At 72.8% G+C, this 11,182-nt stretch carries 10 protein-coding genes; 4 read left to right on the top strand and 6 right to left on the bottom strand.

The features are described from left to right. Both WH85_RS05875 and WH85_RS05870 read left to right on the top strand, forming a co-directional pair. On the top strand, positions 1–520 hold a 520-nt coding region (locus WH85_RS05875; RefSeq protein ID WP_045740630.1), incomplete at its 5' end, for a sigma-70 family RNA polymerase sigma factor. Between the two features lie 428 nt (positions 521–948). After that, the gene (locus WH85_RS05870) at positions 949–1,623 is read left to right on the top strand and encodes a DedA family protein (protein ID WP_045740629.1); all 675 of its coding nucleotides are present in this window, start codon (positions 949–951) and stop codon (positions 1,621–1,623) included. Positions 1,624–1,720: 97 nt separating this feature from the next. Here WH85_RS05870 and WH85_RS52160 read toward each other — a convergent pair whose 3' ends face one another. Next, the gene (locus WH85_RS52160) at positions 1,721–3,064 is read right to left on the bottom strand and encodes a hypothetical protein (RefSeq protein ID WP_157410794.1); all 1,344 of its coding nucleotides are present in this window, start codon (positions 3,062–3,064) and stop codon (positions 1,721–1,723) included. Between the two features lie 156 nt (positions 3,065–3,220). Between WH85_RS52160 and WH85_RS05855 the strand changes: the two genes are divergently transcribed. Further along, the gene (locus WH85_RS05855; protein WP_045740674.1) at positions 3,221–4,057 is read left to right on the top strand and encodes an SDR family NAD(P)-dependent oxidoreductase; all 837 of its coding nucleotides are present in this window, start codon (positions 3,221–3,223) and stop codon (positions 4,055–4,057) included. Here the strand turns inward: WH85_RS05855 and WH85_RS05850 are convergent. Together WH85_RS05850 and WH85_RS05845 are read right to left on the bottom strand one after the other, a co-directional pair. Continuing rightward, positions 4,049–5,182 carry a hypothetical protein gene (locus WH85_RS05850; protein ID WP_045740626.1) on the bottom strand — a complete coding sequence of 378 codons (1,134 nt, stop codon included), beginning with the start codon at positions 5,180–5,182 and terminating at the stop codon, positions 4,049–4,051. The genes WH85_RS05855 and WH85_RS05850 overlap by 9 nt on opposite strands. After that, complete coding sequence (locus WH85_RS05845; protein WP_045740625.1) at positions 5,175–7,115, bottom strand: alkaline phosphatase family protein; 1,941 nt, start codon at positions 7,113–7,115, stop codon at positions 5,175–5,177. Before WH85_RS05845 ends, WH85_RS05850 begins: the two co-directional genes overlap by 8 nt. Before the next feature lie 134 nt (positions 7,116–7,249). On the opposite strand from WH85_RS05845, the gene WH85_RS05840 reads away from it, so the two are divergent. Then, entirely contained in the window at positions 7,250–8,461 is a 1,212-nt protein-coding gene (locus WH85_RS05840; protein WP_245673835.1) for a glycoside hydrolase family 18 protein, read from the top strand. On the opposite strand, the gene WH85_RS05835 is transcribed toward WH85_RS05840, so the two are convergent. From WH85_RS05835 to WH85_RS05825, 3 genes are all read right to left on the bottom strand, one after another. After that, the gene (locus WH85_RS05835; RefSeq protein ID WP_157410793.1) at positions 8,368–9,168 is read right to left on the bottom strand and encodes a LamG domain-containing protein; all 801 of its coding nucleotides are present in this window, start codon (positions 9,166–9,168) and stop codon (positions 8,368–8,370) included. The two genes, WH85_RS05840 and WH85_RS05835, sit on opposite strands and share 94 nt — an antisense overlap. Before the next feature lie 30 nt (positions 9,169–9,198). After that, entirely contained in the window at positions 9,199–9,888 is a 690-nt protein-coding gene (locus WH85_RS05830; RefSeq protein WP_045740623.1) for a tetratricopeptide repeat protein, read from the bottom strand. An 85-nt stretch (positions 9,889–9,973) separates the two neighbouring features. Continuing rightward, positions 9,974–11,176, bottom strand: coding sequence for a tetratricopeptide repeat protein (locus WH85_RS05825; RefSeq protein ID WP_063775462.1), 1,203 nt, complete (start codon positions 11,174–11,176; stop codon positions 9,974–9,976). Positions 11,177–11,182: the final 6 nt, after the last annotated feature.

Here is an 11,182-nt window from a genome sequence, read left to right as displayed (position 1 = left end):
CGGCTACGCCATCCCCACCATCATCGGTGAGATCAAGCGCCACTTCCGGGACCGCACCTGGTCCGTCCGGGTGCCCCGCCGCCTGCAGGAACTGCGCCTCTCGATCACCGAGGCCAACAGCACCCTGACCCACAGCCTGGGCCGGTCGCCGACAGTCGCCGACATCGCGGTCCACCTCGGGATCACCGAGGAAGAGGTGCTGGAAGGCCTGGAAGGCGCGCGGGCGTACAACGCGACCAGCCTCTCCACCCCGATCAGCACGGACGGCAACACCGAACTCGGCGACACCCTCGGTGGCGACGACCACGAGTTCGAGATCGCCGAGACCCGGGTCGCCCTGGGCCCCGCGCTGGCCACCCTGGACGAGCGGGAACAGAAGATCCTGACGCTGCGGTTCTACGGCAACCTGACCCAGTCGCAGATCGCCGACCAGATCGGCATCTCCCAGATGCACGTCTCCCGGCTGCTCACCAAGGCCCTGACCAAGCTGCGCGGTCAGCTGTCGGCCGACACCATCTGACAAGCCCTCCCCACGGCGGCGTCGATCCGGTTCGGATCGGCGCCGCTGTTCTTCCCCGGCCGCGTCGTAAGGGCCGCGTCGTAAGGGCCGCGTCGTAAGGGCCGCGTCGTAAGGGCCGCGTCGTGAGGGCCGCGTCGTAAGGGCAGCGTCGTGAGGGCCGCGTCGTAAGGGCAGCGTCGTAAGCCGAACCGAAAGACGAGCCGGAGGCCGGCCAGTCAGGGCAGAGCAGCAAGGCCGAAACGAAAGCCGAGCAGAAGACCGGGTCCGAAGCCGGACCTCCTGTCCGCGCGAAGACGAACGAAGCAGCAGGTCAGACATAGGAAAGGCACAGCGTGCGCACAGAAGCAAGGCTGACCCCGAAAGGTCTGACTCCCCTTCCGGAACAGGTCAGTGTGGTGCCGCTCCCGGCGGCAGCTACCGTGTAGCGGATGCCACCTTCAGCCGAGCTTCCCGGGTTTCTGCACGGCGTAGCCCCGATCCTGGACCGCTGGGGATACCTCGCCATCGGCGGCGTGATCGTCGTGGAGAGCTTCGGCGTGCCGGCGCCCGGCCAGACGATCATGGTGGCGGCGGCGATCTACGCGGGCTACGGCCGGATGGACATCTGGCTGGTCGCCCTGATCTCGTTCCTGACCGCGGTGATCGGCGACAACATCGGTTACTGGATCGGTCTGCGCGGCGGCCGCAAGGCGGTGCACCGCTGGGGCAAGTACATCTTCATCACCCCGAAGCGTCTGGAGCAGGCCGAACAGTTCTTCGCCCGGCGCGGCAACCGGATCATCGTGGTGGCCCGGTTCATCGACGGCCTGCGACAGCTCAACGGCGTGATCGCCGGCATCACCAAGATGCCGTGGAAGACCTTCACGCTCTACAACGCGATCGGCGCGGCGCTCTGGGTCGGTTTCTGGACCACAGTCGCCTACCAGCTCGGCGCGAACATCGTGACGCTGATGGAGCACGCCCACCGGTATCGGTGGATCGCGATCGGTGTGGTGGTGGCCGCCGTCGCCATCTACGTGACGTTCCACGTGCGGCATGTCCGCCGCCGCCGGGCCCGCAACGAGGCCGCGGCCGCCGCCTTGCTGGAGGAACCGCACGCGTAAGGCGAGAGCCTGAGGTACCACGCGTGTGAAACTCACGGAGGCGGTCCCCGCCGCCCACGACGGGAACCGCCTCCGCTCCTATCCCCCGAACAAGGTCTCAGGTGCCCTGCGATGCCTGCGCGGTCGGCGCGGCCCCCTCGGGTGCGGTGCCCTGCTGCCCACCGGGTGCGCCCTGCTGACCGCCGTCCTGGCCGGGAACCCCGGCCTGACCGTTCGGTGCGGCCGGCACACTGCTGCTGCTGTCCCCGCCGGTGAAGGCCATGGTGATGCCCGCCCCCACCCCGGCACCGGCCAGCGCGGCCGCTACCAGCGCGGCGACCAGCGCCATCTTCGGTTTCCGGACGATCGCCGCGACCGGGCCGCCGCTGTCACCGGACTTCGGCGGCGACCAGGGCTCCGGGCTGCCGGCCGTCTCGGGCTGACGCTGCGGTGCCGGCGAGACCGGGTTCGGCGTCCAGGGTGCCGGCATCCCTCCGGTCGGCGGCGCGGCGGTCTCCGCCTGGGCGGGGAAGCCACCGGCCGGGGCCGGAAAGCGGCCGGACTCGGCCGGGGCGGGGAAGCCACCGGCCTGGGCGGGGAAGCCACCGGCCTGGGCGGGGAAGCCACCGGCCTGGGCGGGGAAGCCGACGGAGGTGTCGTCGGAGGTGAAGGTGGAGGTGGCCTCACCCGCGGTGGTCCAGGAGGCCGGGATGCTGTCCGGCACCGCGTCGGCGTGTCCCGACCAGGACGGCGGGACCGCGTCCGGCACCGGGCCGGCTGCGCCGCCCCAGGATGCCGGGCGTGCGTCGTGGGGTGCGCTCGCGGTGTTGCTCCAGGATGCGGTCGTCGTCTCGGGTACGCCGCCCGCCCCTCCGCTCCACGACGGCGGGACCGAGTCCGGCACCGGCTCGTGCCAGGTCGCCGGGTTCGGGTCGGTCCGCGGCGGCCCGGCCTGCGGCGAGCCCCAGTGGGCGGTCGGCTCGTCGGCCTGTTGCTGCCACGATCGGGTGCTTTCCGCGTACCCGGCAGGGGTGTTGCCGTTGTGGTTCGGCTCGGTGTTGCGGGGCGGCCAGGCGTTGGGCGCGCCGCCCGGCTCCACGGGGGAGGCGGGCCAGGCGGCGTGCGCACCGCCGGGTTCGCCGGACGTCGCGGGGGTGGAGGAGGACCAGTCAGTGGAGGAAGTGGCGGCGGAGGACCAGTCAGCGGAGGAAGTGGCGGCGGAGGAGGTGGAGAAGGCGGAGCCCGAACTCTGGGTCGGCTGCGACCAGTCCCCGGGGACGGAGCTGGGAGCGGACGGCGACCAGTCGGTGGGCACCGAGTCGGGGTCCGGCACTTCAGGCGGCCAGGTGGACGGCTCGGCGTGCGGCGTGCGCGGGTGTGCGGCTGCGGGCCATCCGGCCGGGCCATTCTGCGCGTACAGCGGGACCTGACCGGTGCGGGCGGACGGATCGTGCTGAGTCATCGGGGCTCCTGAAGGTGGTTGCTGCGCTACCGGGAGAAGATTGACGAGCCGGGCTATGCGGGTCCTGTGCGGTTCTTAGGCGCCGCATATCAGAGCGGCCGGGATAATCGTTGGTGACGGTGCGCGTGGAGTTGCCTACGGAAAGGCGTGGTGCCGGTGCGACGGTTCAGCTTCGCGGGACGGACATGCGTGATCACCGGGGCGGCGAGCGGGATCGGGGCGGCGCTGTCGCTCGATCTGGCGAAACGACGGTCGGTGCTGGCCCTGGTCGACCGGGACACCGAGGGCATGGAGCGGGTCGCCGGCCTGTGCCGGGAGCTCGGGGCGGCGGACGTCTCCACGTACGCGATGGATCTGAGTGACGGGGGCGACCGCCTCGACCTGGCCGCGATGGTCGCCACGCGCCACGGCCCGGCCGATCTTCTGATCAACAACGCCGGGGTGACGCTGAGCGGGACCTTCGAGCAGAACTCGGTGGCCGATGTGGACTGGCTGCTCGAGATCAACCTGCACGCGGTGATCCGGATGACCAAGGCTTTCCTGCCGCAACTGCTGGAGCGGCCCGGTTCGCACCTGGTGAACGTCTCGAGCCTGTTCGGCCTGGTCGCGCCGCCCGGTCAGGTGGCCTACGCGACCAGCAAGTTCGCGGTCCGCGGCTTCACCGAGGCGCTGCGCCACGAGTTGGAACCGCGCGGCCTCGGCGTGACCGTCGTGCATCCCGGTGGGGTGCGCACCAACATCGCGGTGAACGCCCGGATCAGCGGCCCGGATCCGGACGGTGAGCAGGTCGCCCAGTCGCGCCGGTTCTCCGAGGCCGCGCTGACCCTGCCGCCGGAGGAGGCGGCCCGGCAGATCGTCGCGGCGATCCAGTGCCGCCGGCCACGCCTGGTGATCACGCCGGCGGCACGGGCCGGGGATCTGCTGGCCCGGATCACGCCGACCTGGTACTGGGCGATCAGCGAACGTGTGGCCCGCAGCCGCGGACTAGCCTGAGAAGCGGGCGAACCGCCGGCGGTCGGATCCGTCGATGGTGGTGAAGTCCCCACCGGCGTCGAGGGCGTCGGCGGTGCGGTCGGCGTTCAGGACCCGGACCCCGATCACGCCGTTGGCCTGCGGTGCCCAACCGGTGAGCGTGCCCTCGCCGGTGATCGCGGCGAGTTTCACCCGGGGCAGCGAACCGTCCAGGCAGGAGCCCTGGGGGCCGTTGCGCGGGGTGAGGCAGGCCCGGTCGAAATGTCCGCCGACGTAGGTGACGCCGTGCCGGCGGGTGATCGCCACCGCGTCGCCGTCGAAGACCCGCTGCCAGCGGACCGTGCCGTCGAAGCCGTACGCGACGGCCCGCCCGCCCTGCCCGCCGCCCGCCGTGTAGATCCCGGACGGGTCCACCGTCAGCGCGTTGACCTCGGCGGTCACCCGGGGCCGGAAGTACCTGTCGAGGTCACCGGTGACCGCGTCCACGGCTGCCAGGCGCAGGGTGTGCTTCTCCCCGTTGACCCGGTGGAACGCGCCGCCCAGGTAGACCTCGGCGCCGTTGGCCGCCAGGGTGTGCACCCGGTCGTCGGTGCGCGCCGCCCAGCCGTCGTCGAGCAGCCCGGTCGCCAGGTCGAAGGCGGCCAGGTTGCGGTGTTCGCGACCGTCCACGGCGGAGAAGCTGCCGCCCAGGTAGAGCCGGCCGTTGCCGGCGGCCAGGGCGTACGCGGTGCCGTCCAGGTCGTGGCTGAATCCGGCGACCTCGGCGGTGACCGCGCTGATCCGGGCCAGCGAGTCCCGCCGGTGCCCGTCGACGGTGTGGAAGCCGCCGGCCGCGAAGACGTCGTCGCCGGTGGCGGCCAGCGCCCGGACCGGGCCGTCGGCGGCCGGCGCCCAGTTGAGCAGCGCGCCGGTACGGGCGTCGAACGCGGCGAGGCGCAGCCGCCGGTAGGTCCGCCCGTCCCAGCTGGCCCTGGTGAACGACCCTCCGACGTAGACGGTGCCGGCCAGGTAGGCGATCGCGGTCACCGTGCCGTCGAAGGTCGGCGCGGACCGGACCTCGGGTTCCGCGGCCCGGGCCGGCGCACCGGTCAGCACCGTGACCAGGGTCAGGAGGACTCCGATGATCCGCACACTGGCGTTAACCATCGTGACTCAGCGAAAGTCGCGGCGCGGAGACCTGCTCCGGGTCGGGTTTGCGCAGGCCCAGCATCTCCAGCCAGGCGACCAGCTGGCGGTGTACGGCGTCCGGGCCGGTCAGGTCCGCGGCGACCGGCCAGCCGACCGGGTGCACCAGCATCGCGTCGGTCTGCCAGCCGCCGAGGCCGCCGTGCGAGCCGACCAGTTCCTCGAACGCGCCGACCTCCTCGGTCACCGGGTCCACCGCGCTGATCACCACGAGGTCGCCGACGTGCACGGCCTCCTGGTGGCGCAGCAGGTCGTCGCGGGTGCCGGGGCCGTACGCCAGCAGCGGGTCGTCTCCGGTCACCACCCCGTCGCGCAGCCGGTGTGTGCCGTCCGTGCCGTACACGACCGGCCCGTCCACGTCCCGGACCACGACCATGCCGACTCCCGGGTGCGCGGCCAGCCCGCTGATCAGCCGCGGATGGGCGTGCTCGATCGCGGCCCGGTCGGTGCGCCGGTCGATGTCGGTCAGGTACAGCATCGACAGGTTGCCCGAGGAGACCACCTGGACGGGCCGGCCGGTCTCGGTGAGCCGGCCGACCACCTCGTCGAGGGTCTCGCCGTGCCGCTGGCGGAAGGTGGCGCCCTGGCTCTGCCCGTGGTCGGAGAGCACCACCAGGTGGTAGTCGCGGGCCGCCTCCGGCGCGAGGCGCTGCAGGACGCCGAGCATCCGGTCCAGGCTCTCCAGCTGCCGCATCGACTCCGGGCGGGCCGGTCCGGCGTGATGCGCCACCTCGTCGTAGTCGACCAGGTCGCAGTAGACCGCCGGGACACCGCGGGCCATCTGCTCGGCGACCAGCGACACGTTGACGTCGCGGAGCAGCATCGACGCCGGGCGCAGCGCCAGGAACGCGCCGGACCGGCTGACCCGGGGCAGCAGGTTGCGACGGCGCTGCAGGCGGGCCTGGTGCAGTTCGGTGAAGACCTCAGCGACGCCGAGCACCAGGGCGCGGGTGAAGCCGTACGGGGACGCCATGAATGCCGCCCAGCCCCGGGCGGACCGGCCGGGCAGCGCGGCGTGGCTGATGGTCAGCAGGCTCGTGGCGGCGTCCCCGCTGAACGCGTTGCTGATGCTCACCCCGCCGTCGCGCAGCAGGCCGTTGCCGTCGCTGAGGCGGGACTCGATGATCGCGGCGTCGCGGGGGCGGTTGGAGACCATCAGGCGGCCGGTGTCCTTCTCGTACCAGCGGAAACCGGGAATCTGGCGGCTCGCGCCGTGCAGGATGCCGGCCTGGGAGGCGGGCGTGGTGGACGGCAGACCGGTGTGCCATCGGCGGACCGTGTGGGTGCCGTCGCGCAGCCAGGCCCCGATGGTGGGCAGGTTGCCGGCCCGGATCGCCCAGCGCAGCACCGGCTCGGCGACCCCGTCCAACTGCACCATGAGCAGGCCGGGTTCGCTGCCCGGCCGAGGACGGCGCAGGGCGAACAGCGGGCCACCGGCGCGGCGGGCGGCGCGGCGGCGTACGCCCCGCATCAGCCGCCGTGCCTCGCGGACGAACGTGTCGTCGCTGCCGCTGTCGGCCATCCAGTCCAGCAGGGCGGCCACCACCACCGCCACGATCGCCGCCCCGATCAGGGTGGGCAGGCCGCTGATCTGCCCGGCCGGGTCCAGTTCCAGCGCGACCACCATCACCACCACCTGCGCGACCACGCCGAGCAGCATCGCGCCCCAGCCGCCCAGGGCGGTGACGCCGAGCAGCAGCAGTGGGCGCAGTACCGCGCCGACCACCGCGACCAGCACGACCAGTCCGAGGACGTCGAGGATGTCGGTGCCTTCCACCCCCGGCATCAGCCAGAGGGTGAGGGTCAGCACCACGAAGGTGGTCAGGGCGCTGCGCAGCACCGCGCGCGTCCGGTTGAGAACCCAGCGCCAGGGTACGGGCGGTGTGACAGGCACCGACCGACCATCGCACAGCCGGGTCCGGGTGGCCCACGGACGTCACCAAGGACACGTTCCGCTCCGGTGGGCGCGGGCACCCTAACGGGGGAACGATCCGGCGATGTCCCGGAACTGCGGATACCTTCGAGCCGGTGCGCTTCCCACCGGCGTTGCTGTTGCTGTCCGTCCTGCTGACCGTCGCGTCGTGCGGTTCCCCACCGCGTCCGGCACCGGATCCGGCCCCGAGTCCGCCGTCGCGTGTGGTGGCCGGCTACTTCACCGAGTGGAGCGTCTACGGCCGCGGTTACCGGGTGAAGGACCTGCAGACCTCCGGCGCCGCGCAGCGGCTCACCCATCTCAAGTACGCGTTCGGCAAGGTCACCGGCGGGCGGTGTGCGGCCGGTGACGAGTGGGCCGCGGTCGGCAGGCCGGTCACGGCGGCGGAGAGCGTGGACGGTGTCGCCGACGCCGCCACCGCCGCCCTGCGCGGCAGCTTCGGTCAGTTGCGCAAGTTGAAGGCGGCGAATCCGCAGCTCAAGCTGCTGTGGTCGTTCGGTGGGTGGACCGGTTCGCCGGCGTTCACCGCGGCGGCCCGGGATCCGCAGCGGTTCGCCGAGTCGTGCCGTGACCTGCTCGCCGATCCGCGCTGGGCGGGACTGTTCGACGGTGTCGACGTGGACTGGGAGTACCCGAACGCGTGTGGCCTGGCCTGCGACACCAGTGGGCCGGACGCGCTCACCAGGGTGCTGGCGGCGTTGCGGGCCGCGCTCGGGGAGCAGTCGCTGATCTCGGTGGCGGTGCCGGGGGACGTCGGCAAGCTGCGGGCCGCCGACTACGCCGGGGCGTCGCGGTACGCGAACTGGGTCGGGGCGATGACCTACGACTACTTCGGTGCCTCCGTCCCCTCTGCCGAGGAGGGCGCGGTTCGGACGGCGCCGCACTCGGCGCTGACCGCGTATCCGGGGATCCCGCGGGACACCGCGACCACCGAGGCGACCGTGGCCGAACTGCTGGCGCTGGGCGTACCGGCGGAGAAGCTGTTGATCGGTGTCGGTTTCTACGGCCGTGGGTGGACCGGGGCGACCGGGGACGGACCGGGCGCGGCCGCCACCGGGCCGGCGCCGGGCCGGTACGCCGAGGGCATCGAGGACTATCGGGTCCTGGTGGACCGGTGCCCGCCGACCGGCGCGGTGGGCGGGACGGCGTACGCCCGATGCGGGTCGCAGTGGTGGTCGTACGACACCCCGGAGACGATCGCCGCGAAGGTCGCCTATGCCCGGGAGCGGTCGCTGGCCGGCGTGTTCGCGTGGGAGTTGTCCGGCGACACCGAGGACGCCGTCCTGCTCCAGGCGCTCAGCGGCTGACCGATGCGTACCCAGATGTTGTCGAGGACGCCGTTGAACTGGTCGTTGTTCGGGCCGGCGCCTTTGGCGCCGATGCTCAGCGGCCGGTTGTTGTTCACGGAGAGGCCGGGTGGCACCAGCGCCCAGCCGCGGGGTGCCCGGTCGACGACGACCATCAGCAGCACGCCGGTGCGCCGGCAGAAGATCCGGTGCCAGCGTCCGTCGGCGACGCCGATCCGGCTGCGGGCGATCCAGATGACGGACGGCCCGCTGACGTCGGCGAGCACGCAGCTGGGCCGGCCGCCGAGGCCGTCGATCTGCAGTTTGTACTGGCTGCCGAGCGCCGAGTAGCCCTTCTGCAGGATGTTCTGGCCGGGGCTGGTCCGGTCCGGGGCGAGCAGCACGTCGGCGCCGTAGGCGAGGTCGTTGGCGCCCGGGTTGAGGTCGGCCGAGGAGGGGCTCTGCAGCACCACGTGCGGGCAGTGCGGTCCCCGGCACGGGCCGGGGAAGCCGAGGGCCCAGCCGGTGCCGTGCGGCACGGCTTGGACCCGGCCGCCGGAGGAGGAGCGGATCCGCAGCGTGCGGGCACCGCCGGTCGCTTCCAGCATGGTGCCGGCCGGGGTGTCGAATCCGTAGTGCGTGATCACCGCGGGGGCGTCGGCGCGGGCCTCCGCCGGGACAGCGAGCATCGCGAGTGCCAGCGGCACCACCGCCCACCAAGATCTCATGAACCGGATTATCACGACAAAACGTGCTTATCACGGCAGGACGGTGTCAGTCTCCTCCTTGCGGCCGAACAACTTCCAGCCCCGCTTCTTCTTCTCCGGCACCACGATCGCCACGCCGTTCAGCACGTCCAGCCGGTGCTTGGCCACCGGGTTCTCCGGCTCCAGGCGCAACGAGGTGAGCAGCGCCTGCCGGGCCTGGTCGACGTGCCCCAGTGCGGCCAGCGCGACACCGTGCGTGAAGTAGTAGTGCGCCTCGTTCGGCTCCAGGCCGACCGCGGCCCGCGCCGCCTGCTCCGCGTCGGCCAGATGCCGGTCCGCGGCGAGCAGCGCCCAGGCCACCCGGTCCTGCCAGAGCGGGTTGCGCGGCTCCACGATCACCGCCCGGTACGCCATCGCGATCGCGTCGTCGTGCCGCCCCAGCAGGGTCAGCGCGCGGCTCGCGATGGCCGGCGGGCGCGGGTCCTCGGGCGCCAGCTCGAGCGCCCGGGTCGCCGCGGTCAGGGCCGGCTCCACCTGGTCCAGGGTCAGCCGAACCCGGGCCAGCAGCGTCCAGCCGGACGCCGACTCCGGGTTCGAGGCCAGCATCGGTTCCAGCACGGCGACGGCCTCGGCGGGCTGCATGCTCTCGAACAACGCGGCGGCCCGGGAGACCAGTCCCTCGGACGGGTCGGCCAGCGCACCCGTGAGTCCGGTGAACGAGCGGTCGGCCAGTTCCGTCATCGGGCGGCTCCACAGGGCAGGTGGACGATGATCACAGGGATGTCTTCGGCCGAAAACGGACGGTCCTGAGATCGAATGGCCTGGCTCACACCCGCCGGCGGCGGATCACCAGCAGACATCCGATCGCTCCGGCCAGCGCGACCGCCGCGACGGCCAGACGCCAGGGCGGATCACCCTCGCCGGTGGTGATGGCCAGCCCGGTCGCGGCCGCCGCGCAAACCCCGGCGATCAACCGCAGCGCGTACGTGGACAGCCCGCGCCCCGGCTCGTCCTGGTCCACCGCCGGGGCCGTCAGCAGGCGTACCGCGAACGCCGCCGCCGTCGCGATGCCGAGCAGCATCGGCAGCCACCCGACCGGGGCCACGATCGCGACCAGCAGCAGCGCCATGGCGACGACGGCCGCCGCCGCGGCGATCCGCTGCCGGCCCTCGGTGAGCAGGTTCCGCAGGTAGGAGCGGAGTCCCGGATCGAGCCGGGCGAGGAAGTACCCGGCGTACGCGCCCGGGGCCAGCACCGCCGCGGCGGCCAGCGCGCGGGCCGCGTCCGGCACCGAACCGGCCAGCCGCCAGCCCACGTACGCCAGCAGCACCTGGATGATCGCGGTGTAGACCAGGAACTGGCGCAGCGCCACGTCCAGCAGGAACCGGCTGGCCTCCTGTCCCGGGTCCGCCCGCAGCGCGCCGACCAGCCCGGACGCGCCCCGGGCCAGCCGGCCCAGGGCGAACGGGTTGTGGTGCACCACGTCCAGCGCGGCCAGTTCGTGCCGGGCCACCGCGTTGTCCGGCTCCAGCGCGAGCGCGTCGCGCAGTGCCTGCCGGGCCCGGTCCAGCAGGTTGAGCTGCTTCATCACCATCGCGTACGTGAGACGGAAGTCCGCCTCGCTCGGATCGAGACGGACCGCCTCCCGGGCCGCGTGCTCGGCCTCGACCGCGCTGCGGCCGTGTTCGAGCAGCGCCCACGCCAGCCGGTTGTGCCGGTACGGGTTGTCCGGCTGGCGCAGGACCGCCTCCCGGGCCGTGGCGATGGCCTCGTCGTGCCGGTCCAGGGCGGTCTGCACCCGGCTCAGCGCGCCGAGAGCGTCCGGCCATTCCGGCGCGTGCTCGACCGCGCGCCGGGCCGTCTCCTCCGCCAGTTCGGGACGTTTCAGCGCCAACTGGGCATGCGTCATCAGGACCAGCGCGGTGACGTCGTCCGGCTCGGCGACCAGCACCGGACCGAGCAGTTCCGCGGCGGCTTGGGGCTCCCCGCGCTGGAGCTGAATCCGGGCCATGTCGAGTTGCCGGGTCACACGCCG

It is taken from the genome of Actinoplanes rectilineatus, from assembly GCF_000962825.1.
In the GTDB taxonomy this organism is placed as follows: Bacteria; Actinomycetota; Actinomycetes; order Mycobacteriales; family Micromonosporaceae; genus Actinoplanes; species Actinoplanes rectilineatus.
The sequence above is the reverse complement of the archived record's forward strand: the minus strand, read 5'-3'. Positions and strand labels throughout refer to the sequence as shown.